Genomic DNA, 26993 nt, shown 5'->3' on the forward strand with positions numbered 1-26993 from the left:
CGGCGCGGTGGGGTTGACCTTAGTCGGACCGCCCGACCGAGAGGAGATCTCCATGACCACCACGCCCCCTCCTGCCCCCGCACCGCAGCAGCCCAGCCCGGACCGTGCCCTGCTCATCTTTGTACTGTCGGCCGTCGGATTGGTGCTCACCGCCGCCCTGCTCGGCATCTGCGTGTGCTATCCGGCGCTGGCCACACCGCTTCAGGTCGCCACGGGTGGAGCGGTCCTGTACGCCTCGCTGGTGACCCTCGTCCTCACCCGCCGGTAGACCGGCTCGCCCGGGAACCCGGTCGGTCGGCGACGCTCTCATCCGCATCGCTGCCTGCGCCGGCCTACCGCGCACAGCCCGATGCTGTGGCCGAGAAGCAGGGCGGCTGGGCAAAAGCTCCAACGCCGGTCCCGTCTGTCAGTTGTCGGGGCCTGGAGCATGCTGCGGGCCTGCTGGCCGTCACCTGGCCGCTGGCTCGGGCCCGTCCTTCATGCTCTTGTCGGTCATCTTCCAGGTCCCGCCTGTCCAAGTGAGATCGGTGATGACCGTGTACCAGCTGGTGGTCAGGGGCTTGGGCGAGTTGTGGCCGTCCAGGCCCAAGGTGCCCAGGCACCACACGGCCACAGTGGCCGCCGTGCCGCGGTAGGCGGTGACGGAGGAGTTGATCGGGAAGGTTCTGTCGACGAAGGTGAAGCCCTTCGGGGCCGACCCGTCACGGTGGAGTCCGGACTCCTCGTACAGCTCGGGCGTGTAGGCCCGGTCCAGCCCCATCTGGAACCGCTCCGCGGCCTCTGCGGTCATCACCTGTTGCAGGAGCCGGTCCCGCGACTTCTTTACGTACATCTCGTCGGAGCCGGTCAGCTCCGCGTAGTCCTCCGCGGCCTGCCGTGCGCCTGTCCGGCTATGCGCATATCCGCCCGCCGCGGTGTCGGTCGCGGGGCCCTTCGCCGACGTGCTGTCGGCGTCCGCGTCCCGGTGATCTGCCTGCTGGTTCACCGCGACGATGACTGCCAGCAGCACCACGGGGACACCGACGGCGATCGTGAACCGGCGGGAGGGCTTCCAGCGGCGCCAGGGCGTTGAGGGTTTCACTTCTGCCATCCGGTCCGGCCCGTCCTGCTCGCCGTTCACGACGCCCCCTGCTCTTGATTCGTCACTGAGCGGTCATTGTCCCCTCCCGTGGCTAGTGGGATCTACGGGACCGCTGGGGGAAAGCTGAAGGCCCGGTCTCGCGAGACCGGGCCTTCTCAGCAGATCAGGTCAGTGCTGTGGAGGGCCTGCCCAGACCCCCACGATCACCATCAGGACCACCACACCGACGAGGAAATAGAACCAGCCCTTCAGCGTCACGCTGCACTCCCTTGATCAATTCGAGATGAGTGACGGTACCGGCTCACGACCCAGCCCCCCTTGGCGGCTGCTGGTCGGCCTCGGGCGCCCGCCGCGGTGCGGGCGCGGCCCCTGCTCCCGACCCGGCGGACCTGCTGGAGTGGGCCGCGATGCCGCCGGAGGCATGAGCTGCCGCCGACTGCTGTTTCGGTGCCGACGAGCTGGACCGCTCGGGCCCGGCCCCTCGGGAGCTGTGCGTGCTGATGCCCTGCCGCACGGTCGCTGCCGGGCTGGAGTGTTGGGGCACGCGCTGGCGAGGCGATACCGCCGAGACCATCGACCGCCGGGCCGAGGCGATGTCGTCCCCCAGACCCGGGATGAACCGGTAGAGCAGACCGCTGGCGACGATCGCCAGAATGATGATGGCCAGGCCGGAGACCACAGCGCCGATGTCATCAGAGGTGGACGAGCTGAGGGCCGACGCCAGAAGAAGCACGATGGCGATTACCGGCTTGATGGCGATCACCGCGCCCATCACCCCGGCCCAGGTACGGACCCGCCCCCACAGGTCCCGGTCTACGAAACCGGTGTACACGACGGTTCCCAGGAGGGCACCGATGTACAGCGCCGCCATCCGCACCACCAGCTCCAGCCACAGAACGCCGGCAGCAAAGATCGAGACGATGGCGACCACGATCTGCATGATCGGTCCGCCGCCCGTTGAGCCGGAGCCCTTCTCCAGCGCCTTCTGGAAGGCTCCGAAAAATTGATCGCTGGCGCCCTTGTCCGCGATGACTTCGGTCACGGCGTCGGTCGCACCCACCACCGTGTACAGGATGAGTGGAGTGAACGCGCTGGCAAAGACGACGAGCCAGAGGTAGCCGACCGCCTCGCCGAAAGCCCGGGTGAACGGAACCCCTCGGATCGCGCGTTTGGCCACGGCCACCAGCCACAGCACCAGTGTCAGGACCGACGAGGCTGCGAAGACGAGGGCGTACTGCTTCAGGAACGAGGCGTTCGTGAAGTCGACGTTCGACGTCGCGCTGACCGCATTGGCCCCCTGCCCGACGATCCAGGCTGCAGCCTTGGAGAAGCCGTCCGCGAGCGACTGAATCGGATCCAGCGGATTGCTGCTGTCTCCCAGCGAGGGACTCTGCGACGTGCCGTCGTCTGCTCCGTTGTTGCCCCGCTCGTTGCACAGATCCTTGGCCTGGCCGCTCAGCAGATCACAGGGATTCTCTGACGGCTTCGGAGATGGCTCTGCCGGCGCGGCTACAGTTCTCGGCGCATCCGCCACCGCCACGTTAGCCGCCGCGGACGGAGCCAGCGTCAGCACGCCGAGCAGCACAACGGCGACCGCGGCGACAAGTGCGGCCAGGCGGCCGCTTATCCATCGGGTGGGCAACGGGGGCCTCCAGTGACGAGCGGTACCTCAGCGTATCCAGCATGAGGCCTTGCTCGCCCCGCCACAGCAGCCCTGGACCAGCCACATCGCCACCACGCAGCCCCTGCACCCCCACCGACGCCCGGCGGAGCACCGCCTTTGGCCCATCGGAACGGGCGGCCCGGCTGGTCAGGCCCAGATCGCGGTCCGGTTCTCCCACTCCTCAAAGGTCCGGTGACCCCCGCTCAGCACGTAGCGGCGCAGCTCCAGCCGTTCGACCACCTCGAAGCTGTCCGGGCCGTCGCCGAACGCGGAGTCCAGCGTGCGGGCCGCGGCACGGTCCGACAGCCGGGCGGGCGTCACCTCCAGGTACAGCGTGCCCATCTGCCAGTGCACCCGGGCAATCTTCTCCACCAGGGCCCGGCCCTCCACGACGAACCGCCGTTCGTAGTACGGCCCTGCTCGGGGACGTCCACGGCCACCCGGTATGCCTCCAGTAGCTCACGGCCGCCGTGCAGGGCGAATGCGCGGACCGCCAGGGCGTGCCGCCGCGCTGTGTCGGTGTCATACCCCGCGGCCTCCAGGGCGGCCAGCGCCTCGCTCTCCGTCAGGTGGGCGGGCGCATGCCGCAGTGCGATGGTGCCCTCCCAGTGCGCGAACGCATCCCCTCGCCCTCGGCCGACACCGCGGGAGCAGGGGATACGGCGGCCGGAGCGACCTCGTACCGGCTCAAGCACGCTTCGCGGCCGGGCGGAGGCACCAGCTTGCGAAGCAGGGGGACGGGCGGTCGGCGCAGCACTGTGAAGCCCTTCGCCCTGGCAAAACAGCGGTCTGTGACGGATGGTGGGGAGCGGCATGCAAAGTATGACTTCACGGCCTATCTCCGTCCCTGCGGCCGCAAGATGGTCGGCATGGCAACGGCAGAGGACACGCAGGTGGTCGGAGAACCGGTGGTGCGGCATAGGCAGGGGCGGTTCGGCAGGTTATGGGCGCGAACAGTGGTGCGGTGGAAGCGTCCAGCCTTCGCGCGGGCGCGCAAAGCGGCGACGAAAGTTCATGCGGACATCACCGAGTCGGCGGCCGTGTGGGAGCAGCTTGATGTTGCGCAGAGGGTCACGGCGGGGATGAAGGCGTCGGTGCGGGCATATCGCCGGGGGCGTGAGGTTCCCAGCCCGTGGGGTCGCTTTGCGGCCCTGTACACGGTCTTCGTGGTCTTTGTGTGGGCAGTGAACAGGACGCGTGATGCGCTGCCCGTACTCCCGGGCTTGGTGGAGCGACACGTAGAGGGGTACACCGACGGGATCACGCACGGGCCGACGCTCTTGGTGCCGATTCAAGTCGGTATCGGGGCGGGGATCACATGCTTTGTAGGGGTGTTGATCTGGCTGGTCTGCTCCGCGATGAAGGACGGGGTCCGCTACGGATTGCGGATGGAGTTCCGAGAGTTCCGTCCGGTCGTAGCGGCCTTGGGTGCGGTCAGAAGCTGCGGGGCCGTGTACGGGACGGTGGGGCCGGAGCGGATTCGGGCTCTGTGGTGGCTCGCCGTATCCATGCAGGGAGTCCGAAAGGATTTGCGGCGTGCGCACCGGGCGCAGGGACACCTTCTCTTCCGCAGTGACCGCCGGAAGGTAGTGCGAACTCACGTACGCCTGGTCGTGAAGTGCCTGAATGAAGCCGAAGCTCAGGTTGATGTGGAGGGGGATCAGGCGCTTCCCGAGCTTGTCGGCCTTCTCGGCCAGGTCGCCGACGGTTACGCCGACGGACGGCTCGGTGCCCTCATCGATGAGGAGAAGCTGAAGGGCTACGAGGTCGGCCGGGACTGGGAGGCGCTACGCCTTGCGTTTCTCGCCGTGGTGGTCGCGATCGGGGCTGCCAGCGCCGGGTTCCTCGCGCTGTCCGAGCCGGTGACGGTTGTCCTCATGGCCAGTTTCGGTGTCCTGGGGGTGGCATTGGTCTACCGCAAGAACCTGGGGAAGGGCACGGACCTTCTCAGCCTGTGGCGTCCTGTGTGACTGGCTGACTGTGTCACTCTCCGGGGATGCCGTTTCGACGTGAGTTCGGGAGTCACTCGCAGCGCTTTTTCATGATCAATGTCGGTGCGTTTTGATGTCACCAGGCGGCTGCTCGTGCGGCTGAGCAAGGGCCAGCAGGGTGCGGGTGGTCAGGCCGGCTTCTGCCGGTGCCGCAGGGCTGTCCAGGTTGAGGGTGTACTGGGTACGGCGTCCGGTCCGCTCGCGCCGTAGGTAGGCGCCGATTTATCTCTGTCCCACGGTGAGAAGTAGCCGCAGCGCGCTCTGCTAGCCGTTTCCTTGCTGTCGACCGCTTCGTCCGTCCGGGCTCGCTGCCCCGGGAAATGGCCCGTCCCCCACACGAGCGCTTCCTCCGTACCGGCCTGATTTCGCCGGCACCCGAGGCTTCCTGCTGCGCGGCGGCGACCTCCGGAAGCTGAGCCGTACAGGGCCCTGCACGGCTCAGGCGAGGCCCGGTGAACCGGGCCATCGCGGCAGTCGTTGCCCGATGCGGAGCCGGTCAGTCGACCTCGACGTATGTGACGATGACGATGCTGCCCAGCGCCGTGGCGTAGTAGATGACGCGCACGCCCCCGGCGCGGAAGTCGCGCAGCGCGGCGACGGTCGCGTGAACCGGAGCTTCGTCGGGCTGAGCCACGATGGTGTCCAGCGCCGCCTCCAGGCGTGCGAGCGCGGCCGGATCGGACTCCAGGGCACGGATCTGCGTCGCGGCGGGCTCCAGAACCACCAGCCGGGCCCGCCGGCCACTGCCTTTAGGCAACGCCACTGCTCCCCGTGGCATCTCGCGGAGCGAGGCCGACCTCCAGCCGCAGGGTCTCCCAGTCCTGGCAGCGATCGAGATCGATGCCTTCCGCGGCCATGAGTTCCAGGACGTACGCCAAGCCCGGATTTTGGGGGAACTCCGCCCGAGCGGCCGCGCGGAGGTCGCTCTGCTCCGCAGGGTCGAATTGCAGGTGAGCCATGGGGCGGTCCTCCGGCCGTAGGGACGTGTCCCCACGCTAGCGCGGGCTGCAGCGGCGCGGCAGGGAGTCGGCCGGCACGGGAGCGGAAGGCTCCAATGGTGGCGCTCGCTTCGCGTGCGGCCCCGTCGTTGTCCGCGCCCCGGTGGACAGCACCACCGGCATTGCTTCTCGGGCGGTACCGGCCGTGACGGGCACAGAAAGGGAGAGTGGCTGGGCCCGGTGCGGGGTGCCGGTGCATACGCGCGTCTGCTCGTACGGCTGCCCTTTCGTCGTGTCTCACTGTCGTCGGCCGGGCTTCGTGTTAAGACCCGGCAATCCCAGCGCGGACACCGGCCGCAACGTTGACGGCTTGTCGACCGCTCAAGGACGTGGCACTGCTTCCGAGCTGGAGCCCGACGTCCACAAACGTCCAGACGGCCCGGAGCCCCTGACAGCCTCTGCTCATGGACATCGCCAAGAATGTTGCGGCGGGGCTCCTGCTTGCGGTGCTGCTCGGGCTCGCCCGCTGGGGGGCCGCCCGGTGGCGCCTGCGCAGGAGCGCATCCCACATATCCCTTGATCCTTTGGAGTTACTGATGGGCAAGCCGCTTCCCAAACCTGCGCTGCCTCCCTCTGGCGCGCACCGGGAACTCAACGAACTGCTGCACGAACTGCACAGCCGGGCCGCCTACCCCAGCCCGTTCTCCCTCGCCCGGACCATGGGTGTTTCCCGCACCAGCTTGCACGATGCAATGTCCAAACCGAAGTTGCCCAGCAAAGACATCGCAGTACAGCTCGCGTTGGCCTACGCCATACAGATCCGCTGGGGGGCGTCGGTCAATCCAGAGGAAAAACTGGACGACATCGACCGCCGGGTGCAAGAGCTGTGGGAGATGGCATACCGGGAAGCGGCGCTGCCAGATCCCGGGCACCTCGAGCGGCTGGTCCAAGAGGTATGGGACGACATGGCGAACGGTCTTGGCCCCTGCCCCCCGAGCGACCCCGTAACAAAGGCGCTGGCCCGGTCGTCCATCAGCATCCACGTGTGGGAGCGTTTCGTGACTGTCATCGTCGATGCGTGCAACCAGGATGACCGGACCGTCCTGGGCTGTTATGCGGAGGGCACCACCTGCCGCGTTCCCTGGAGGGTCATCCTCGCCGCAGAGGTCCGGTCACGACTGGCACCAGAACAGCTCAGCCTGTTCGCGGTCGATCTCGTGGAAGACGTAGAACTGGAGCTCGCGGACGGCTTCCTACGCCCCCCAGGAGAAACGGACTCACCTCTTCTCTTGTTCTGAGGTGAGGCCAGCGTGCGACTGGAGCGGCGAGGGTGTCGGCTCCCCGAACTTCAGACGCACGCGATCGAGGCACCCGAGCCCCCGATGCTCGACATGCCATCTGCGCTGCACCTGGTGTCCGAGCTGGAATTCTCGATCCTGCGCGAGTTGATGTGCTGTCACCAGGTGGCGCAGGGACAGCGGTCCGGCTCGGTACGCGCTTCCCGTCCCGCGAGAAAACTCCCGACACGCCGACCAGCGAACTTGCGTACATGAACTGTGGTGCGGAAAGATCGCCACTATGGCCAGGCCCTATGGAAGTCGTGACGCGGAAGAACGCGGATACGTGCCGCCTGTACGGGACAAGAAGCGCCACGGACTGGTTCGGCTGTCGCCGATGGTCCCGGCCGACGTCCACGCTCAGGCGTACGCGAACGCGAAGGCTGCAGGCGTCTCTATGGGGCGCTACATCGCCGAACTCATCAAGCGGGACCAGCTCAACGAAGATGGCGCCCCGGTATGGGCCGACGAGGCCTTCGGCGAACAGGACCAGGGGGAACTCCCCCTGACCGGATAGCCAGTACCCGGACACGCCAAAAGGCCCCGGCTTGCCAACCGGGGCGGCGCCCATCGACCGGGACCCAGCATCACTGCCAGTGCGCTGAGTCCCCTGCATTACCTGTGAAACAGCAACACCCACGGCTGACTGCCAATCAGCCACCTGCTCCCTCGACCGGAGCGAATCCGATCCGGTGAGACGGACGGGCTGCCAACCCGGCCTTCTCACCACCAGAACAAAACAGGAGGTGAAGCCACACCAGAGACCACTCGTCCGAAGCGCTCCAGCCCTTCCCTCACGGGAGGGCCCGGCGGCGTTTGTCGTTCAAGTGACCCCATAGGAGTTCCTCCATCGTAGCGGACCGCTGCGATGTCGGTCAGCCCATGCCTGCCGCCGGTGTGTCTGCGGAAGCGGGCGTGCACAGCCCGTCATCTGCCCGAACCCCCTCGCCCTACACAGGTGTTCCCCCCCACACCGCCGCGCCGGCCGACCTCCAGAACCTGTTTCTGGAACTCTCCCCGCGCGCCTCTGTCCGGGTGGACACCCGCTCCGGCGATGGCAAATGGCTGCACTCCTACATCGACCGGCCGCTCCCCGCGACCGCCCCGCGAGCCCCCTACGCCATCTACCTCGCCGACGAGACCGGCCACTTCTGCAGGCTCTGCTTCGACCTCGACTCCAAGCGCGGCGACACCGGCCCCGACCTCGCCACCCTGCTGCGCGCCCTGGAAGAGGCCGGGCTGACCTACGTGGTCGCCGCCTCCGGATCCGCCGGCGGCCGCCACGTGTGGGTCACCGCGGCGACACCACTGGAGGCCACGCTCGTCTCCGCCATCGCCGAGGCCGCCGCGAAGCGCCTGCCGACCCTCGACAAGGGCATGCTGAACAACCCCGCCACCGGCGCGGCCCGCCCCATCGGCGCCCCGCACCGCGACGGCGGCACCAGCCAACTGCAGGCCCCGCTCGACGAGCGCCGGGCCGCCGCCCTACTCACCCCGGACACCTGCAACAACCCCACCGACGCGTTCGTACGGCTGCTCCTGGTCCTCGACGCCATCCCGGCCGCGCCCGACGTCCGCGTGCGCCGGACCCGCCAGGACCCCGTCGAGGTCCTCGACGACGAGCTGGGGCCCCGCCTGCCGGGCACCGCGAACCCCACGATGGATGAGGAGACCTACCGGCTGCTCACCCACCGCCCGGCCGGCGACAAGGTCAGCGAAGTGCTGGCCGCCGTACTCGTACGGCTCGCCCTGCGCCGCTGGACGTGGCCGATGGTCGAGCGGCTGCTGGCCGAACGACGGCACCGCGAGGGCGGGCTGCTGCACGCCTGCACCAGCACTCGCCGGGGCATGCTGCGCGTCGTGCTGCCCGAGGTGCAGGCCCGGCAGAAGCTGGCCCGCCAGTGGGCGCGGTGCGTCGCCTACGCGGCCACCCTGCCGCTCCCCGAGGACACCCTGGAGTGGACCGAGAACCTTGCCCACGTCGTCGCCCTGGTCGAGCAGGTCCAAGCGGCCGCCGACGCCTGCCCCGAGCGTTGGGCCACCGAATCCGGCCCCGCCGACCGTGCCGCCCTCGACCTCCGGTGCCTGCTCGCCCTCCGCGCCGGCACCACCGTGCTCGCCCTGGACTGCCGCCGCGCCGCGCTCGCCACCGGCACCGGCCGCTCGACCATGCACCGCGCCCAGGACCGCCTCACCCTCGACGGCTGGCTCGCCGCCCGCGACTCCGACGGCCCCGCCGGCACCCACGAACTGCTCCCCGCCACCGCCTCGTACCCCGACTCCGAACTCGTTGCACGGGGTGGGACACAAGGAACCCCGCCCCCCGTAGGGGAGCGCCGTAACCACCTGATCTCTGTTCTCCAGGAGCGTCTCACCGCAGGTCAGCACGATGTTTTCGCCTACGGTCGCGCCACCGCGACACATGCCGGAGGGCTGGGGCACCACGCCGGACGCATCTACCAGCAGCTGACCGAGCACGCCGACCGCGCCCTGAGCCCCGCCGAGATCTGCCGGCGCACCGGCTATCGCCTGCGCACGGTGGCCAAGCACCTCGCCCGGATGCGAGATCTACTGGTGGCCACACGGGTGGTGATGACCGTCCATCACGAGTGCCCGACCTGCCAGGCCGCCCCCGGAGAGCGTTGCCGCACGGGTACCGGAGCCGTATTCCGCCGCCGCGGCGCCGACCAGCACGCTGCCCGTCAGACCCTCGCCGCCGAGCGCTCCAGCACCCCGCACTACCGTCCCCGGCCCGGCTCTCTGATCGCCGCGGCCAAGGCCCTGGGCACCTATGGCCGCCTCGCCGCCCGTGCCCGCCGGTACGCCGTCGAGACCGAGCTGTACCGCTGGTGGCGCCAGGAGGAGGAGTGGATGCGCGCCCCCAAGGCAGGTATCCGCACCGGCGTCCAGACACACGAGGAGCAGACTGCCCTGGTGCTCACCACGCTGGCCCGTCAGCCACGCCGCCGCTACCCCCGGACCACCGACGGCCGCGGCGACCACGCAGTTGCCAGGGCCCGCATCGAGCGCCGCATCGCCACTGCCTGACGTCCCGGCACCCCCGCCTCCTTGCTGCGCCTGGGCTCGTCTGCCCTCCGGGGATCCCCCACCACAGGGCTTGTTATTGCTTTGGCCAACCTCTGTGACCCAGTTGACGGTAGACATGATTCAGCGTCGATGTGAGAGAAGACCGAGGACGCCTCCGAGTCGGCGCGAGACACCGCGATCCCCACCCCGCGCAGTGACCAGAGTCATTGGAGCTGGCTCCGGCCACTGCACCTGTCACCGAAAGGACCTGATGAGTACTGCCGATCCCTTAGCCCTGCTGCGCGCGACCGCCGCCGTCCAGCGACTAGATGATGACCTCACCGTTCACCCCGGCGACCGACAGCGCGAGCGTACGTACCTGGTGCACCGTGCCGCCCTCGCGGACCGAGCCGTGCCCGCCCTCGCCGAGGTCGAGGACCCGGCGACCAGTGAGCGGGACGCCGCGGAGACCGCTCACCGGTTGCTCGCCTACGACCGGGCCCACGGCACCGGCTGTGGTTCCGTGCCGGCCTCCGACGCTCGATGGGACGCTGACCCTCGCGGCTACGCCCGCCAGGAGCATGCCGCCGCCGTCCGCGCCGAGCACGACCAGAAGCACGTCCGTGGCTGAGCTGTACGTCGAGTTGCAGGGCGGACGGTACCTGGGACATCGGGTGTGATGCCCACTCCGTATGACGCTAGGGGCCTCTCCCGCCGGAGCGGGCCCTAGTTGGTCGCGGTCTGCTGTGGGACGCGCAGCAGACCGGCCGGCACGTAGTCGGATGTCGCGTTCAGCTGCCAGCCGTGCGCGAGGACGGCCAGCACAGCCAGGGTGACGGTGCTGACCGGCAGCAGGCTCCGGACCGCCGGCGCCGGTTCGGCGTCCATTTCGGTGCGGTACGCGACCAGCCGTCCCACCAGCGCATGCTCAAAGCTCGCTCGATCGTCATCGAGGAGCACCCGCACCAGCTGCTGATCCGGGGACAGCTCGCCAGCCGCGTCCAGCTGCGCGGCCGCACGCGCGCGCGACTCGGCATCCGGCCGCCGCACGGGGACCGGCCCCTGTGCCACCCACGGCGAGCGTTCCGGGCGCACCACGTGCAGGTACATGGCGAGCGCGTCCATTTCGGCCAGGTCCGCCGCCGACGAGGGCGACTCCCACCGTGAGTACGGCACCCCGTCGCGAATCGTCGGTGCGTAGTCGCCCTGCAGTAGCGGGCCGATCATCTTGCTCCGGTCCCAGATCAGGTCGCTGATCAGGCACAGGCCGAACGCGTCGGTCCACGTGCGCGCCGTGGCCGCCGTCCGCCAGGGATCCCGGGCTTCCTGGTAGGTGTGCCGCTCGCTCTCCAGCGTCTGGCCGATCAGGGGCAGCCGAACGTCCCAGTCTCCGTCAGGGAAACACCCCAGGGACAGCAGGCCGAGCGCGCACTCCGCCGCGGTGAGCAGCGAGGCATGGGCCTCCGGCGCGGCGAGGGCCGGTTCCGGGCCCACGTGCGCGGCCGCGAAGTCCAGCAGCTCGTTCTGCAGATCCTGCAGCTCGCTCCGCAGCACGTTGCCGTTGGTCATGTCCCAGTAGGCGCCCATCGCGCGCCGGTCGATGCCGTCCAGCGCCGCCGCCAGCCGATCGGCCGCTACCTCATGGGTCCGTACGAAATGCCCCGGCGCGTAGTCCTGCATCCCCGCCCCTCCCGTTGATCTTGACGTGCCGGGCACGCTACCAACGGCGTCTGACACCGCCGTGCCGCTACGGGCTCGCCGAGGCCGGCGGCACCACCGGCATCCGGTCCGTCGGCGTCGAGGTACTGCGCCGCGCCACCCGCAGGCCCTCTTGCGGCCAGGCGTACGTACGGCTCGTGACCTGCGTCGTGCCGGACAGGTCGACGTCGACCTGGTAGCGGACCTGTCCATCGGACAGGTCATGCTGGGCGGTGACCTCCGCCCAGCGCCAGGTGCCGCCCGACCCGATCACACGGCGGGCCGGTCGGTGCGCGGCCACAGCCACACCCGCAGCCGCGGCCCGTCCTCCGGGCGTCAGGGCCGGGACGGCGGACGGCACCGACTCACTCATCTCGCTCACGCGTTCGATACTGCGTCCGGGCCGTCGGCGGCCGCCGGTCTCGGGCCCTTCTACTGCCCCGGCGGGGGAGGTGGCAGCGGGCCACAGGTCGGGCGGGGACGCCCCGGAGGGCCTGGCGGCCCTCCGGGGTGGTCTGACGGGCGCCTGCGGCGCGTTCACCGCCAGACCATCCCGCGCAAGCGCGGGACGCCAGGCCGGGCGCCTGCGGCGCGTTCACCGGCCTGGTGGCTGGTCCTGCGCAGCAAGCTGCGCGCACCGGACCAGCCATCGCCGCCCTTTGCTGTGGCCCGCTGCCGCCTCCCCCGCCGCGCGCAGGAAAAACGTGCTCTGAGCTGGGGTTTTCCGTAGAAAAATGAGCTGGATTGCTGTAAGGTTATCTGTGTCGGAAGGGGCGGCACACCCCGACCGGCGACCAATATCAACGAGGGAAGGAATCCCGAATGTCCCGTCAGTTGCTTCTGGCCGCTCTGGAGAACCGGCGCAAGGATGTCCGTGTGGTGGACTCGCTCCCCGCGAAGGGCTTTCCCGGGTTCGTCAACGGCGTGCAGCGCATGGGCACCGTCCACGACGTCTACGGGTGGACCAACGTCCACGCGCACATCAACATCTCGCCCGACGAGGCGTACGCGCTGACCGACAAGCGCTCCCCGCACGCTCTGTTCGAGCTGATGCTGATGTCCGCAGGGGCCACGTCCCGGCCGGGACTGCACGACCACTCGCCGGAGTTCGGCAAGGCACTGGGGACGATCGCGGCCCGGTTCGCGGAGCACTGCCACGCCTGCGAGCTGGGCCCGGTCGTCTCGTGGAGCTACGACCCCCACACCGTGGACCGCGAGTCCATCCAGGGCGAGAAGCGGTTCCACGCCCACTTCGTGGGGCGCACGCAGGCCGAGCGCGCAGCCGTCGAGGCGCGGGCGGTGCGGGCGGGGCGCCTGTCCACCGTCCGGTCCCGGCGCATCGTCGAGGAGGCATCCGTGCTCGGTGCGCTGCTCTGCGCGGACATCGTGGACGGGGACGCGCTGCGGGTGCTGGAGCCCGTACCGGCGCTGTCCACCCCCACGGCCACCGCGACGGCCCAATTCCGTCTGCCGCAGGGGTGGGAGAGCCTGGCCAGCCCGGACCTGCCCGCCGACCTGGCGTACATCCACCGCAAGCTGCGGAAGATGTACGACGAGATCCTCCGTGTCTGCACCACCGGCACGGCGGGCAAGTGGCGGCGCCCCATGACCCGGGAGTTCGACCCGCAGCACATTGACGTCCCCCTGCGGGCGGCGACCCGGGCGGCGCTCGCGCACTACCTGCGGGGCCTGCGCCCGGAACTGCTCTCCGAGCCCGCCAAGCGGTCGCGGAAGCCCTACGTCTACCCGCTGGCCGATCTCGCCTACGCGGTGACGATCGCCGAGCAAGGCAGTGAGGTGTTCCTTCACCTGCGGACCAACGTGTTCTCCGACCTCGGAGGCGCAGGCATCAGCATCATGGACGGAGTGATCGTGAAGACGAAGAAGGGGGTGGGCGACATGCGCGCCGACGAGATCGCCGCGCGGGCAGCGTTCCAAGGCGACTTCCTGCGGATGCTGCACCGTCACCCGATGGTAGCGCGGGCCCTGTTCCCCCGCCTGTAGAGCCCCGGGAGCCGGGCCCGGCGACGGGCCCGGCACACCCCGTCACCCAGCCCTCACGGCCCGCCACCGGCGGGCCGTGAGGCGCGGAAAAGGACAGCCGCAAGCGGCTGGCGGTCCGCCCCTGAAGCGCCCTGCGGGCGCGGGGCGGACTCAAGGAAACGCCACCCCCTGAAGCGCCCTGCGGGCGCGGGCGGCTTTTTCTGCCCTTCGGGCAGGCGCTGAAGCGCCGGGCCCCTTCAAGCGCCCTTCGGGCGCGGGCCCGCCCCTGCGGGGCCAAGGAGCCGCCTCCGGCGGCCGGCGGAACGCCTCCCGACGTCGGGCCTATATGCTGTAAAGTTACACATGTCAAAACCGGGTGGGGGTGCGCCGCGCCCCGAAAGCCCGGTGCAGCCCGGACGCATCTTCTCTGACGAAGGCACCCATGCGGAAAATCGCTCTCTTCGGACCGCCCGCCACAGGGAAAACCACCCTGGCCAAGTGGCTCGCCGCCGAACTCGGCCACCCCCACACCGACCTTGACGACCTCCTGTTCACCCCGGCCGGCCCGCTGCCGCTGCCGGAATTCCGCCGGCAGGCCGCAGAGATCACCCAGCGGGACGCATGGATCGTGGAAGGGAACTTCTCCAAGCTCGCCGACGTGGTCTGGCACCGCGCCGACGTCCTGGTGTGGCTCGATTTCCCGCTGCCCCTGATCCTGTACCGCATCGTGCGCCGCAGCCTCCGCCAGCTCGCCGGCCGCGAGGACAGCGCCCAGGCCAAGCGGCTGACCTGGAGCAAAGCGTTCTTCAGCCGCCGGTCGCTGCTGCGCACCGCCATCCGCAAGTACCGCAACAACCGGCCCCGCTACGCCCAGCAGGTCGCCGAGACGGCCGGCCTCGGCGTCGAGGTGGTCAGGCTCCGCGGCCCGCGCGACGTCCGCCGCTGGAAAGAAGAGGTAAGAAAAGGGCCGGCGGAGAGCCGCCCACAGGGAGCGACCCGGCACACCGCCGGCCCTTGACCAACATCCGCGCCGGCGGAACACCGGCGTAAGGAAGTTACACCAGCCTACAAGGCCCGTCCGGGCCCTCCCAACCGCTCAAGGAACCCCGTGATCCCCCGCAACCGGCCAGTGATCAATGAGGCCGACATCGCCCAACAGGCCGGCGTCCCCCTGGCCACGTGGCGGCGGCGCGATGCCCCCGCCTTCCGCCAGCGCGTGGAAAGCCTCTTCCCCCACAGCCGCATCCTGATCTACGACCTGGCGCAGGCCCGCGCCTGTCTCGCGGGCAAGCCCATCCCCGCGCTCCCCGCCGGCGAACACCCAGACGACCTCCTGAACGACCAGGAGACGGCCGCCGTGCTCGGCGTCGCAGCCAGCACCGTCCGCGCCTACGCGACCCAGGGCTATCTCCCGGAAGGCAAGACCCTCTACAGCGTCCGCGTCTGGCCCCGCCACGCCATCGAGGAGCGCCGGACCAACCCGCCCGGACAGGGAAAGGGCGGCGGCCGCCCACCGGGCACAGGAACGGGCCCCCGCAAGGCCCACGCCTACGAGAACGATCCCCGCCTGCCCACCGCGGCAGCAGCCCTCGACGCCGCTGGCGACACCCCCCGCCACCGCATCGCGGCAGCCCTCGCCCACCAGCACGGCGGCTCCACACGCACCTGGGAACGCCTCCTCGCCCAGGCCGGCCGCCCGGCCGATCCGGCCTGAGCCGCACACCCGGCCACGCCGAGCGGTTTACATGACCGCGTCGCGGCCGGGTGTGGCCCGTCCCGAATTGGCTGGCCCCCCGGCGCCCCGCCGCCTCGTAGCACCCGGCTGTTCACCCCGGTCCCGGACCAATTGGTCCGGGACCGCTTCGCGCTGGCGGGACCGACCGCCTCGACTCCGGTCGGATTTATGAATCCAGTGCAGGTCAGCACCCCGGCGGGATGCCGGAGCCGAGTCTGGGCGGCGACCGCCCGGGGATGGGCGCCCAAAGTCCGTAATCCTCCGTGGCCTGCAGCGTGCGCGGCTGCAGGTGCTTCGGGTTGGGAGAAGACGGCCGACGGCGGAAGGGGGGGAAGTGGTGGCGACCCGGCCGCCGTCTGCCCGGCCGCAGAGGGCCGCATGGCCGTACCCACGCCGTCGCGCATGACAAGTGCGCGAGGAGACCGCACCGCCGACCGTGGCCGCGGGGGAGCAGCTGCTGCCGCGCGCGGGCCGAGCCCGTCGTGGCCGCTCCGCGTCGGTGCGGCCACGACGGGGTTCAGGCGCGTGCCGTGACTAGTCCTGCCTCCCGCGGGAGACACCGACCGAGCCGCCAGTCACCCAAATTTGGGTGACGTCCCGCAGCGGCACTGCCCGCGCGCAGCGGACCGCGCCAGGCGCCTGATCACGAGGCGTTCGGATACGCCTCGGTGAGGTCGAGGTCCAGCAGCAGCGCGAGAGGTTCGCCGGCCGCCCACCGCTGCAGCAACGCCCGGTCCACCAGCCGCACGTCGTTCCGGGCCGCCCACACCACCCGCTCCCGAGCAAACGCGCCGGAACTGACGACCAAGAACAACGGACGGGGACCGGCCTCGACACCGCCGGGCAGCCGGGAGGCGTCACCCACCGGGCGCAGCACCGCCCGTCCCCCCGCCGCCCGGTCGGTGTGGCCGACCCCGCGCTCGAAGGCGACCCCCAGCCGACGCCCGTCGCGACCGGCCCCCACCAGGTGCACCACCGTCCGGCTGATCCGCACTCCGCGCACCTGGGTCCAGCCATCCCGCAGCAGCAACCGCCCCACGATGGCCCGGAACGCGCGATCGTCCGCCGCGTCGACCTGCTCCAGGGAGAAGCAGACCGCGCTCCGCCGGCGCCGCTCGACGCGGGCGCGATGCCAGCGCACCGCGGCCCGCCCGACACAGGCCAAGACCGCCGCAGCGAACAGCGCCGCCCACCAGCCGACGTGAAGCCACAGCCAGACCAGACCGGCCAGCAGCCCTCCGAGACCGGCCAGGATCGCGGCCGCCGCGGGCGCGATCTCCCACCACTCCGGCCCGTACTGCCCACTGACCCTCAACTGAAGTTCCGCCCGGCGGCGCCAGGCTCGCCGGGTGCCCACCGGAGACGGACCCCACCCGCGCACGGCCCGCACCAGCCAGCTCAGCGCCCGCATCGCATCCCGCATCGCCGCACCGCTCATCCCCACCACCCCAACACACCTCTGATCGCCCTTATATCTGCCCGCTTTCTCCCCGCGCAGCTGAGACGTTCCGATCGGCGCGGAGGACACGCCTACGGTCAATAACAAGCCCTGTGGCATGTCCGGTAACTGGGTTGTCGTAGCGCGGGCGGGTAACTAGGTTGTCGCTATGGCATGGAAGGACACCGAGACGATCCCCGCCGATGGGGAACAGCCGCGCGGCGGGGCGTGGATCGAGCCGAGCGCCGAGCAGGCCGAGCAGGTGCACGCCCGAGTCGGCGACCTCGCCGCCGCCCTGGCCGCTCAGCTCGCCCAAGCGCCGCCCGCTGGCACTGCGCAGGACGCCGACGGCTGGCACCTGGCCCGACTGCGGGCGCTGCGCGAGGTCCGTACCGCGGCCGAAGCGCTGGCCGACGAGGCCGCCGCCGAGGCCGGTCTGCGCGGCGCTAGCTATCCGCAGCTGGGCAATGCGTGGGCGATCACTCGCCAGGGCGCGCGGAAGAAGTGGCCGCAGGCCTCCGGCAGCGGGAACCGCATCACCCCGGATGGGGAAGGCGCGTGAGCGCTGGGGAAGCCGTGTCCTTCCCCAGTGGGGAACCGGGGACGCGCGCCGCCCGCCCCCACCCGACCCCTGGGGAAGCCCCCGGACTTCCCCACGAGGAGCCGGGAGCCCCGGGTGGGGAAGTCGGTGCTTCGCGGAGTGGGGAAGCCGAGGCGTGGGTGCGGCTGCTCGCCGATGGGGAAACCGTGGGGCGGTACCGGGCGCACATCCTGGAGCGCGGTCCGGACGACTGCTGGTGGTGGCTGGGGGCGATCACCGACACCGGCCACGGCAGCTTCCGCGCCGGCTCCCACACCAGCAAGACCTCCCGAGTGGTGCCCGCACACCTCTTTGGCTACCGCCTGGCCCACGGGGCCGACGCCCTCTCCGGGGGGCTGGTCGTCCGTCACCGATGTGACCACGGCGCATGTCAGAACCCGGCGCACTGGCTCGCCGGAACACGGGGCGACAACAACCGCGACGCCGCTGCCCGACGTCGCTTGACCGGCCATGCGCTGGCCGACGTACGGGGCGCGGCGGGCCGGGCACGGGCGGTCCAGGCCGCCATTGCCGCCGCCGATCCTGAGCACCTCGACGAGGCGATAGCCGTCGCCTTGGAGGTGGGGAACCCGGGTGGGGCGCACCAGGACAGTCTGTTCTGACACCACCGTGGCCCCGGGGAAACCGGGGAAGGCGGGTGCCTGGTCCGTGCGATGAGAACGGGGAACGGACGCGGAGCAGCTTTCCCCGCCACCGCTTCCCCACGAGTGGGGAAGCGGGCCCGGCGCAGAGGCGGGGAAGGCGGGAGCTTCCCCCGGAGAGCTTCCCCGGGAGCGGATGGGGAAGGCAGGCGCGGGCGGGGAAGTTCCCCGCCCGCTTGTCGATCGGGCCCGCCGAGGTTCCCCAGCGGTTCACGCCTTTCCCCAGGACGCGGGGAAGAGACCGCCGTGCCGCACCCGGCGGTGGGGAAGTCTGGGCCCGGATCCCGCCGGGAGCGGGGAAGCCGGTGCCGCCGGCCTCGCGTTCCCCGCGGGACCGCCCGGTGAAGAGCAGCCGCCGCGAGACGCGGCCGAAGCGGCAGAACGCCGCAAGGCCCCCCTTGGTAACAGTCGACCCCCGCGGGCGAGGCCCGGCGGGGGTCGATGACGTCGAGGCAGACCGTAACGCAGGATGCGGCCAGTGGCCACAGGGCTTCCCGCAGGAGCGCCGGCGGTCCGACACTCGGGGCCGCCCGAGACGCAGATCGAGCGGGGCCCAGTTCCAGACCGCCGGGTGGCACATTTCGGGACAGAGCAGAGCGCCGCGCCGCGTGCGAGCTACCAACCGGAGCCGCCCCGCGTTCGCATGACGGCACCTCACGAGGCAGCATGAAGTAGGACATTCAGGCCCGCTTTTGATCGCAGGCCATCGGACGCTTTTTCTTCCTTGATCACCTTGACCATCAACAGACCGTAGATCCCCATGCATAGACCAACAACCTTCCACACCTATGCATCACGATCCGATGGCTACAAATGATCTTGATCTTTGCTTACGCTGTGTCGCGATGCTTTCGATCTCGACTGGTAGCGATCCCGGCTACCTGACCAAGGAAGTTGGTCAGGGCCGGGAGCACTACTACCTGCGATCGATCGACGAAGCAGGCGAGCCGCCCGGCTACTGGCTCGGCGCCGGCACCAGCGAGCTGGGACTGTCCGGCCAGGTCGACGCGGACGTGATGACCGACCTGTACACCGACTTCATCGACCCGCGGAAGCGCGAGGCGATGCACGCGGCCATCGCCGCCATCGAGGAGGAGCCCGGCACCGAGGCGTACGCCAAGGCCGAGGCGAAGATCCGCAAGGCGGCGCGGCTGGGCACGGCCCCGAAGACCTTTGAGAAGGCGTTCGAGAAGCGGTTCGCCGCCGCGCTGGACAAGGCGGAGCAGCAGGCCGCCGGCGACCTGACGCCGGAGCAGGTCAAGGCCATCGAGCTGAGCGTGCGCAAGGAGGCCCCCTCCGCCACGCTCTACTACGACCTGACCTTCTCCGCCCCGAAATCCTGGTCGGTGTACCATGCGTCGCTGCAGGTCCAGGCCGCCCAGGCCCGCGAGGCCGGCGACCTGGAGAGCGCCGAGCGCTTCGCCCGACAGGCAGAGCAGGTCTGGGACGCCTGGAAGACCGGCGTGCAGGCCGGGATCGAGCACATGCAGGAAGAGGCGGGCTACTCGCGCGCCGGGCATCACGGAAGGAAGGTCGCAGGACGCACCAGCGGCCGGTTCGTCGAGGCCCACGACTTCACCGCGGCCGCCTTTGCCCAGCACACCAGCCGCAACGACGACCCGCAGCTGCACGTGCACGTCGCCGTCCTGAACAAGGTCGCCACCTTCGACGTGGACCCGGTCACCGGCGAGGAGCGCACCGTGTGGCGGGCCCTGGACGGCCAGGGGCTTTTCCGGCACAAGCAGGCCGCCGGCCACCTCGCGGAGCGGGTCGCCGAGCAGGAGCTGGAGCGCACCCTGGGCGTGCGGGTGCAGATGCGCCCGGACGGCAAGGCGAGGGAAATCGTCGGCATTAGCCCCGAGCTGCGCGATGAGTTCAGCAGCCGCCGCACCGCCATCAAGGAGACCGTGGCCGACCTGGCCCGCGCGTACGAGGAGCGCCACGGCGTGGCTCCCTCCCCCTACGTGCTGGCCCGCATGTCCGAGGACGTCACCCTGGACCAGCGCGTGGCCAAGAAGCACGACGCGCTGAGCAGGGAAAAGCTGCTGGATCGCTGGGAGGCAATGAGCAAGGCGCGGCTGCGGGAGTCCCTGGCGGACGTCCCCGAGCAGGTCGCCCAGCAGTCGGCGGTGCACGACCTGCACCGCCCGTACCAGGAGTTCGACCCCCAGCGCATCCAGCAGCGCGCCATCGCCGCAGTCCAGGAGGCCAAGGCCACCTGGACGCACCCGGATCTGCTGGTGGAACTCAACCGCGAACTGCCCGACACCCTGGGCGGCCTGGACCGTCACCAGGTCCGCGAGCTGCTCAACCAGCTCGCGGACGAAGCCCTGTCGCCGGAGAGCGACAACGGCGTGGTGTGCACCAGCGCCCCGCACCTGGTGGACATCCCCGCCGAGCTGCAGCGCAAGGACGGCACGTTCGTCTACGAGCCGCCGACGAAGACCACGGACCGGTACGCCACCGAGCAGCACCTGCGGACCGAGGAGCGGCTGGCCGAGTTCGCTGGCCGCGGTGGCGGCCCGGCCCTGCCCCAGCATCTGGTCGAGGACGTTATCGCCCGCCGCGGCCTGAAGGGCAAGCAGGCCGAGTTCGTGCGCAGCGCCGCCACCTCCGGTCGCATGGCCGACCTGCTGATCGGTCCGGCCGGCGCGGGCAAGAGCTACACCCTGGCCGGGCTGACCGAGGCCTGGGAGGCGCACAACGGCGGCCGGGTGCTGGGCCTGGCCAGCGGGCAGCGCGCCGCGGAGGTGCTGGCCGAGGAGGGCATCGAGCACGTCGCGAACATCGCGATGCTGCTCAAGGTGCACGAGGCGCTGGCCAGCGGCCGGCAGGTGGAGGACGCCGAGCAGTACCGCATCCCGGCGGGTGCCCTGGTCATCGTGGACGAGGCGGGCATGACCTCGACCCGGGACCTGGACAAGGTCCGCGCCCTGGTCGAGGCCAGCGGCGCGAAGATGATCCTGTCCGGCGACCACGGACAGCTCACCGGGGTGGGCGCCGGCGGCATGTTCGCCCAGCTCGCCGAGGAACTGCCCGGCGTGCACACGCTGGAGGGGGTCCGGCGCTTCCGCGACGCGGATGAGTGGGGCAACAAGACCACCCGGCAGTGGGAGGCCGACGCCTCCTTGAAGCTGCGCACCGGCGACTTTGAGGCGCTGGGCGCCTACCAGACGCACGGTCGGCTGCGCGGCGGCAGCGCCGAGGCCATGGCCGACCGGGCCTACCAGGGCTGGCTGGTGGACCATCTGGCGGGCCGGAACCCCCTGCTGATCGCCAGCACCAACGAACAGGCCGCCGAGCTGGCCGCCAAGGCCCGAGCGGACCTGGTGCGGGCCGGGATGGTGGAGGAGGACGGCGTCACCCTGCGCACCGGTGTCCGATACCAGGTGGAGACGAAGGCCGGCCGCGGCGACCTCATCCAACTGCGGAAAAACGACCGCTCCCTCACCAGCGAGAGTGGCGGTTTCGCCGTGAACCGGCTGACCGCGACGGTGACCGGCGTCGGTGACGGCGGCAGCCTGATGGTGCAGCTGGAGGACGGCAGCCGGATGCACCTGCCCGCCTCCTACGTCCAAACGCACGTGGAACTGGCCTACGCCTCGACCGTGCACGGCGCACAGGGCCGCACGGTCGGGGTCTGTCACTCCCTGGTCGATGACCAGACGACCCGGGAGTCCCTGTACGTGGCGCTCACACGCGGCGAGAGCGCCAACTACGCCTACGTCATCACCCACGGCGTGCCGGGAGACGGCATCAAGCCCGAGGACGCCCCGCACCACCTGGCCACCTTGGACCAGGCGCTGCAGCGCACCGAGCTGGAGCAGACCGCCACAGAGGCCCTCCGTGAGGAGCTGGAGCGCCGCGAACACCTGGGCGTGCTGGAGCCGGTGTGGAGCGGGGTGAAGGACCAGCAGGCCGAGAAGCGGTTCGGGCAGGCCCTGCTGGACGCTGTGGGCCCGCAGGAGTACGAGACGCTGGCCGGGGAGGAGGCGTACGCGAGCCTGCTGAGACTGGCCCGGCACGTGGAGGAACAGGGCCACGACGCCGAGGACCTGCTGGCGCGCGTCGCACGCAGCCGGGAGCTGGACTCTGCCGACAGCCACAGCAGCGTGCTGTTCTGGCGACTGGAGCGCGCCTACCACCTCGCCGAACGCGACAAGGTCCGCGCCGAGGAGGCCGAGCAGAAGACCGCCGTGGCGGAGCAGACCGCGCGGGTCGAGGACGCGCTGATTTCTGCGTACGAGACGCCGCTGCAGCCGGATGTGCCCGAGGCCGCCCAGCTGGCCGCGGCCCTGCAGACGGTGGACCTGACCCAGGCTATGGACTCCGCGGAGGACGAGCAGCACATCGCCGCAACCCTTGCCGAGGCCACTACCGCTGCGCCGGCCCGCCCGGCGCAGGAAGAGGCACTCCAGCAGGCCCTGGCCCTGCAGTACGTCCCCGTGACGCACGCCAATCAGGACGCCGAGGTGCGGCACCAGCAGGCCGAGGAGCGCGAGGCGGAGCTGGAGGCGCTGGACTCCTACGCCGCCCGCACCCCCGAGATCGAGGGCGACCTGGGGCGCTTCTTGGGCCAGTGGGCGGCGGAGATGGACGCCCGGACTGAACGTCTGGGCCAGCGGGTGGCCGAGGAGGGGCCGCAGTGGGCAGTGGACCGGCTGGGCCCGGTGCCTGAGGACCCCACCCTGCGCGCGGAGTGGGAGCAGCGCGCGGGGCGCATCGAGCGCTTCCGTGAGGCCCACGGCTACGACAGCGAGCACGACGCCATCGGCTCCGCCCCGCCCCGGGGCGCGGTCGAGGCCCGCGCGGACTGGGAGCGGGCCCGCCGGGCGCTGGGCGTCCCGGAGCACCAGGCCGACATCAGCCGGGCTTCGGAGGAGAGCCTGCGGCAGTCCGTGGAGCGCTACGAGCGCGAGGAGGAGTGGGCGCCGCCCTACGTCGCCGACGACCTGGAGAAGGCCTCGCTGGCCCGGGAGGACTACCGCAGCCAGGCCCTGCAGCTGCAGCTGCGCGCAAAGGAGATGGCCGAGCAGGAGGCCGCCGAGCATGCGGAGAAGGTCACCGACGCCGTGGTCGGCGTGCAGACCGCGCACGGCTACACCTTCGCTCAGGAGCACCTGCACCAGGTGCTGGCCATGCAGCAGGCGCAGACCGTGCAGGCCGACATCGACCCCTCCGAGCGGCAGAAGGAGATCGAGCGCCGGGCCGAGGGCAGCCAGGCCATCGCGGAGACGATGGAGGAGCGCGCCGAGAAGCTGCGCGAGGTCCACGAGACCCGCGAGCAGTGGTACGCCGAGACCCAGCAGCCCCGCGAGGAAGCCGAGTACGCCCGGATCGAGCTGGAGCGCCGTACCCCACAGCCGGAGGTCGAGGAGAACGCCTCGCCGGAGCCTGCCGGGGCCGTGCAGCATCAGGCAATGACGCTGCAGGAGCTGGAGGAGGCCATGGAGCAGGCCCGGCGGGCGCAGGAGATCCTGGCCGAGCGCGCTCAGGAGCGCGAGCAGGAGACTGCCCCGCAGCCGGAGTTGGCCGAGGACGCCGATCGCGAGCGCCGGGACCTGGGATACGAGGCGGAGTACGAGCGCCTCGGACAGGACCTGGCGGCCGCCGAGCACGACCTGGCGGACGACCACGGCACCGTGCCGACGGCGGCGGAGCCGGAGCCTGTTGCGGTACCCGAGCCCGCGCCGGCACCCGAACCGGAACTGGATCTGGACATGTGAGCTGGCGGACCGGCCCGCCGCCTCCGTCCGGTCTCCCTGGGCGGTGTCGTACCCGGCCGCTACCGTTCCTGTATGGCTGAGTCACCGTGGAACCAGACGCCGGCAGCCGTTCCTCCGCCGCCCGCATCTCCTCCCGCACCGTTGAGGATCGGCGTCCGTACGGCCGCAGAACTGCAGCAGCTGGCCGACGACGCGGCAGCGCCCGAACCCCGGGTGGTGATGTTCTGCAGCCTGGACGACGTGGCCCTGGAAGGAATCATCGCGACGGCCAGGTGGCTGCTCGGCCAGCGCAACACCTCTCCCATCTCCCGGGAGATCGACGACTTCCCCCGCACCGAGGAGGCGCTCGGGCGGGAGGCGGCTCGCGCCGATGATGCGATCTGGGGGCGGGGCCCCTACACCGACCTGCACGAGGACTACGCCGCCGCCGTACGGCACACCCTGTGGTGGGTCCGGGGCCTGCCGAATACCCAACGCCCGGTTGCCGAACGCCGCGCCTGACACGCTGCGGTTTCATCCGGGGCGAGCCGTCCGGGTGCCTCGTCCTTATGGACATCCTCAGTTCTGATGCGAAGAGGTCTTGACCCGGTGAGTACCGGGCCAAGACCTCTTCGGCGTCTACTGCCTCTTGCATGCGGCCTTAGGAGGCGATGCTTTGAACCCCTACAGGTCGTTCAACAGGAGCTCGGCGACGCGTCGGCGGTACTCGGGCGGGCTGGCTGCCGCCAGGTCTGCCACGAAGCTCTCCGCGCTGCCAAGAAATTCGAGGTAGCGGCCGACGGCCTTACGTCGCTCGGTGCTCGAGAGTTTGGTGAAGATGGTGTCGAGGCCGGCTTCCTCATCGGCCCACGGCATCTGCGCTGGCGGCTGCTCGGTGGAGGGCGCACTCGTGTCACGGTCCGATGCCTTGGGCAGCGGTCGCTGGTCCGGCACATTTACCGGCGACGGAGACGCCTTCTCCCAGGCGTCGGTGGGCGGTGAGCCGTTGGAGGCCTTTACCGCGGTAAAGGCCTCCGGCCCGGAGTGGGTCTCAGAGGCAGCGGGCCCGCCCTCCTTTACCGCGGTAAAGCTTCCCGCTTCAGCGGGCCGGCGTGCCTCGTGCTGCTGGACCGGCTGGGCTTTCCTGCGGGCCGGCCGTGGCTGCGCCTTCTCTTCTGCTCGCCGGATCGACCGGGCCTCCCAGGCGGCAAGCTGCTGGTCCGCCGGCACCTTCACCAGCCCTCGGGTCTCCCGCACGGGCAGCTCACCAGAGCTGACCAGATCCTGTAGCTCCGGCACGAGGTCGAGGAGGTACATCTGCTGGGTGACCCAGCCGGCCGACTTCTCGTAGTGCTCGGCGACCTTGGCCTTGCCGCCGAGCTGCTCAACCATCGTCTGGATGCCGATGGCCCGCTCGATGGGATCCAGGTCTTCGCGGTCGTTGTTCTCCGAGAGGACCGCGTCCAGGAAGGCCGCACGCGACTTCGCCACCTCGTCGTCGACGACGACTTCGAGAGTGGTGAGGCTGGCGGCGAGCGAGCCACGGTAGCGGCGCTCGCCGTTGGCGAGGACGTACTGGGCGTTGCCGATGTTCTCCGCCTCGGCCTGCCACAGGTTCAGGTATGCCTCGCGCGTGACCGCGACAGCGGGCTGCAGCTGCTTCTTCTTCAGCTTCTTCCCGAACTCCCGCAGGTCCTCCTCCGCACCGAAATTGCGACGCGGGTTGAACCGGGTGGGCGCCAACTGCTCAAGGGGAAGAGTCCGTAGGCGGCTGTCGGGGGCACCGGTGGTGGGCGCGCCGGTGGTGGCGGCGACGGCCTGACGGCGCGCGCTGACCCCGCTGCGGGCGCGGCTGAAGGAGGCACCGGTTCCCAGCTGGTCTGCAACACGGCTGCTCATGACACCTCCCGGGCCAGGGCACGCATGGTGACGGCTTGTTCGCCGTGGGGGGCGAAGGACAGCAAGGGCCGCTTGAGGCGGACGGCCTTGCGCTGGTCGGTGAGGTCGCCGATGACGGCGACGACCCGCGGGTCCTTTATGTCGATCCATGCCTCAAGGGAAGAGGTGGCGATGTAGCCGCGGCGCGGGTCGTAGAGATTGACGACGATGCCGAGGTAGTCGACGTTCACACCCATGTCGTCGCGCAGATCCTCGATCTGGGTGACGAGCAGGTCATAGGCGTCGGCGCTACTGTCCTCGGCCTGCACCACGATGAGAGGGCCGGAGCTGCCGGGATCCTCGTCCTCGCGGCGGCGCCCGTAGTAGATGGCGGTGTCCATGCTGAGGCCGAGACTGGGCGGGCAGTCCACGATGATCTCGTCGTAGAGCGGTTCGATGGGAGCCAGAGCGCGCTCCAGCGCGGCCTCGCGGAAGCGGACCTTGGAGAGGGCGACGTCCAGGAGGAAGCCGTCCTGGCAGCCGGGCAGCAGGTCCAGGCGGCCGCCGTAACGGTCGTCGGCGATGGGCACGATGAGGTCGCGGAGATCGCCCTTGGCCTCGCCCGTCATGTGCTTGCTGAGGCTTTCGACGTCCGGGGCCATGGGCAGTTCCTCTTGCCCCAACTGCTTGGTCAGGTGACGTTGCGGGTCGAAGTCGATCAGAAGCGTCCGGCGGCCCAGGCCCGGGAGGTCTTCGACATCCAGCGGATCGTTCGTCTGGTCCTGGGTTTCGGTGAGCCGAGCAGCGAAGTGCTTGGAGATGCGGACCGGGTACAGGGACTCTGGGTCTTCGGCGAGTGCTTCACCGAGTCCAGCGGCCACCGCGGTCTTGCCGACGCCGCCCTTCTGGTTGCAGACGATGCGTCGGCGCGGGTGCTTGGCGCGCTCAACGGTGGGGGCCGGATTCTTCTCCAGCCACAGCTGTACGGACTGGGCCAGCCCCTGGGTCAGGGACAGGCTCCGGTCACTGGCGGTCTGCCGGAACGTGTCCCACTGGCCCTGGGGGAGGAAGGTGGAGAAGGAGTCGGCCCCGGCGGTGTCGATGGTGTCGCGGGTGGAGGCGAGTGCGATCCAGGCGGCGATGCCCTGTTCGACTGCGGTCTGGATTTCGAGGCCGTGCTGGGCCGCTCTGACCTTCAGGTTCTGCCGGAGCCATCCCGGCAGTTTGGAGACGACCTTCTCACGGTCGCTGGAGGTGGCTGGAGAACTCATGGAAGA

23 protein-coding genes are annotated in these 26993 nt (G+C 70.3%); 13 read left to right on the forward strand and 10 right to left on the reverse strand.

All coding sequences use genetic code 11. From position 1 onward, the window contains the following. The first annotated feature begins 52 nt into the window (after window positions 1-52). Window positions 53-268 carry a hypothetical protein gene (locus tag ACIGQF_RS37595; protein WP_399720302.1) on the forward strand — a complete coding sequence of 72 codons (216 nt, stop codon included), beginning with the start codon at window positions 53-55 and terminating at the stop codon, window positions 266-268. Between the two features lie 180 nt (window positions 269-448). Here the strand turns inward: ACIGQF_RS37595 and ACIGQF_RS37600 are convergent, their stop codons facing one another. The 3 genes from ACIGQF_RS37600 to ACIGQF_RS37610 all read right to left on the reverse strand — a co-directional run bounded on the left by ACIGQF_RS37600 (window position 449) and on the right by ACIGQF_RS37610 (window position 3116). After that, a complete protein-coding gene (locus ACIGQF_RS37600; protein WP_399720304.1) occupies window positions 449-1120 on the reverse strand; it encodes a hypothetical protein in 672 nt (223 codons plus the stop codon). 262 nt (window positions 1121-1382) lie between these two features. Continuing rightward, window positions 1383-2723, reverse strand: a complete 1341-nt coding sequence (locus tag ACIGQF_RS37605; protein ID WP_399720307.1) for a hypothetical protein — start codon at window positions 2721-2723, stop codon at window positions 1383-1385. Between the two features lie 168 nt (window positions 2724-2891). Continuing rightward, the gene (locus ACIGQF_RS37610) at window positions 2892-3116 is read right to left on the reverse strand and encodes a hypothetical protein (RefSeq protein WP_399720310.1); all 225 of its coding nucleotides are present in this window, start codon (window positions 3114-3116) and stop codon (window positions 2892-2894) included. A 497-nt stretch (window positions 3117-3613) separates the two neighbouring features. Here ACIGQF_RS37610 and ACIGQF_RS37615 point away from each other — a divergent pair, with 497 nt between their 5' ends. After that, window positions 3614-4714 carry a hypothetical protein gene (locus ACIGQF_RS37615; protein ID WP_399720313.1) on the forward strand — a complete coding sequence of 367 codons (1101 nt, stop codon included), beginning with the start codon at window positions 3614-3616 and terminating at the stop codon, window positions 4712-4714. Between the two features lie 517 nt (window positions 4715-5231). Here the strand turns inward: ACIGQF_RS37615 and ACIGQF_RS37620 are convergent. Next, entirely contained in the window at window positions 5232-5492 is a 261-nt protein-coding gene (locus tag ACIGQF_RS37620; protein ID WP_399720316.1) for a hypothetical protein, read from the reverse strand. Then, window positions 5485-5694 carry a hypothetical protein gene (locus ACIGQF_RS37625; protein ID WP_399720319.1) on the reverse strand — a complete coding sequence of 70 codons (210 nt, stop codon included), beginning with the start codon at window positions 5692-5694 and terminating at the stop codon, window positions 5485-5487. Before ACIGQF_RS37625 ends, ACIGQF_RS37620 begins: the two co-directional genes overlap by 8 nt. A gap of 443 nt (window positions 5695-6137) precedes the next feature. Between ACIGQF_RS37625 and ACIGQF_RS37630 the strand changes: the two genes are divergently transcribed. The 4 genes from ACIGQF_RS37630 (at window position 6138) to ACIGQF_RS37645 (ending at window position 10668) form a co-directional block, all read left to right on the forward strand. Then, entirely contained in the window at window positions 6138-6971 is an 834-nt protein-coding gene (locus tag ACIGQF_RS37630; protein WP_399720322.1) for a hypothetical protein, read from the forward strand. A 325-nt stretch (window positions 6972-7296) separates the two neighbouring features. Further along, window positions 7297-7527, forward strand: coding sequence for a hypothetical protein (locus tag ACIGQF_RS37635; protein ID WP_399720324.1), 231 nt, complete (start codon window positions 7297-7299; stop codon window positions 7525-7527). Window positions 7528-8045: 518 nt separating this feature from the next. Next, window positions 8046-10058, forward strand: a complete 2013-nt coding sequence (locus ACIGQF_RS37640) for a hypothetical protein (RefSeq protein ID WP_399720327.1) — start codon at window positions 8046-8048, stop codon at window positions 10056-10058. 250 nt (window positions 10059-10308) lie between these two features. After that, window positions 10309-10668 carry a hypothetical protein gene (locus ACIGQF_RS37645; protein WP_399720330.1) on the forward strand — a complete coding sequence of 120 codons (360 nt, stop codon included), beginning with the start codon at window positions 10309-10311 and terminating at the stop codon, window positions 10666-10668. A 95-nt stretch (window positions 10669-10763) separates the two neighbouring features. Here the strand turns inward: ACIGQF_RS37645 and ACIGQF_RS37650 are convergent, their stop codons facing one another. Together ACIGQF_RS37650 and ACIGQF_RS37655 are read right to left on the reverse strand one after the other, a co-directional pair. Beyond that, window positions 10764-11717 carry an Imm49 family immunity protein gene (locus ACIGQF_RS37650; RefSeq protein WP_399720333.1) on the reverse strand — a complete coding sequence of 318 codons (954 nt, stop codon included), beginning with the start codon at window positions 11715-11717 and terminating at the stop codon, window positions 10764-10766. A 67-nt stretch (window positions 11718-11784) separates the two neighbouring features. Further along, the gene (locus tag ACIGQF_RS37655) at window positions 11785-12117 is read right to left on the reverse strand and encodes a hypothetical protein (protein WP_399720335.1); all 333 of its coding nucleotides are present in this window, start codon (window positions 12115-12117) and stop codon (window positions 11785-11787) included. Between the two features lie 440 nt (window positions 12118-12557). Here ACIGQF_RS37655 and ACIGQF_RS37660 point away from each other — a divergent pair, with 440 nt between their 5' ends. The 3 genes from ACIGQF_RS37660 to ACIGQF_RS37670 all read left to right on the forward strand — a co-directional run bounded on the left by ACIGQF_RS37660 (window position 12558) and on the right by ACIGQF_RS37670 (window position 15432). Continuing rightward, complete coding sequence (locus tag ACIGQF_RS37660; RefSeq protein WP_399720337.1) at window positions 12558-13739, forward strand: hypothetical protein; 1182 nt, start codon at window positions 12558-12560, stop codon at window positions 13737-13739. A 421-nt stretch (window positions 13740-14160) separates the two neighbouring features. Beyond that, complete coding sequence (locus ACIGQF_RS37665) at window positions 14161-14736, forward strand: AAA family ATPase (protein ID WP_399720340.1); 576 nt, start codon at window positions 14161-14163, stop codon at window positions 14734-14736. 90 nt (window positions 14737-14826) lie between these two features. Continuing rightward, entirely contained in the window at window positions 14827-15432 is a 606-nt protein-coding gene (locus ACIGQF_RS37670; RefSeq protein WP_399720342.1) for a DNA-binding protein, read from the forward strand. A 664-nt stretch (window positions 15433-16096) separates the two neighbouring features. Here ACIGQF_RS37670 and ACIGQF_RS37675 read toward each other — a convergent pair. Then, entirely contained in the window at window positions 16097-16891 is a 795-nt protein-coding gene (locus ACIGQF_RS37675; RefSeq protein ID WP_399720344.1) for a hypothetical protein, read from the reverse strand. A 169-nt stretch (window positions 16892-17060) separates the two neighbouring features. Between ACIGQF_RS37675 and ACIGQF_RS37680 the strand changes: the two genes are divergently transcribed. The 4 genes from ACIGQF_RS37680 to ACIGQF_RS37695 all read left to right on the forward strand — a co-directional run bounded on the left by ACIGQF_RS37680 (window position 17061) and on the right by ACIGQF_RS37695 (window position 24360). Further along, a complete protein-coding gene (locus tag ACIGQF_RS37680; protein WP_399720347.1) occupies window positions 17061-17453 on the forward strand; it encodes a hypothetical protein in 393 nt (130 codons plus the stop codon). 185 nt (window positions 17454-17638) lie between these two features. After that, window positions 17639-18094: an HNH endonuclease gene (locus tag ACIGQF_RS37685; RefSeq protein WP_399720350.1), complete on the forward strand. Its 456-nt coding sequence runs from the start codon at window positions 17639-17641 to the stop codon at window positions 18092-18094. Between the two features lie 884 nt (window positions 18095-18978). After that, window positions 18979-23859, forward strand: a complete 4881-nt coding sequence (gene mobF, locus ACIGQF_RS37690) for a MobF family relaxase (protein WP_399720351.1) — start codon at window positions 18979-18981, stop codon at window positions 23857-23859. A 72-nt stretch (window positions 23860-23931) separates the two neighbouring features. After that, window positions 23932-24360: a hypothetical protein gene (locus ACIGQF_RS37695; RefSeq protein ID WP_399720354.1), complete on the forward strand. Its 429-nt coding sequence runs from the start codon at window positions 23932-23934 to the stop codon at window positions 24358-24360. A 162-nt stretch (window positions 24361-24522) separates the two neighbouring features. Here the strand turns inward: ACIGQF_RS37695 and ACIGQF_RS37700 are convergent, their stop codons facing one another. Next, on the reverse strand, window positions 24523-25737 hold the full coding sequence (locus ACIGQF_RS37700; protein WP_399720356.1) for a ParB/RepB/Spo0J family partition protein: 1215 nt from the start codon (window positions 25735-25737) through the stop codon (window positions 24523-24525). Then, window positions 25734-26987 (reverse strand): ParA family protein, encoded by a 1254-nt coding sequence (locus ACIGQF_RS37705; protein ID WP_399720358.1) that lies wholly within the window; start codon window positions 26985-26987, stop codon window positions 25734-25736. Before ACIGQF_RS37705 ends, ACIGQF_RS37700 begins: the two co-directional genes overlap by 4 nt. Window positions 26988-26993 lie beyond the last annotated feature (6 nt).

The sequence above is a fragment of the Streptomyces sp. NPDC053560 genome (assembly GCF_044544605.1).
Taxonomy (GTDB): domain Bacteria; phylum Actinomycetota; class Actinomycetes; order Streptomycetales; family Streptomycetaceae; genus Streptomyces.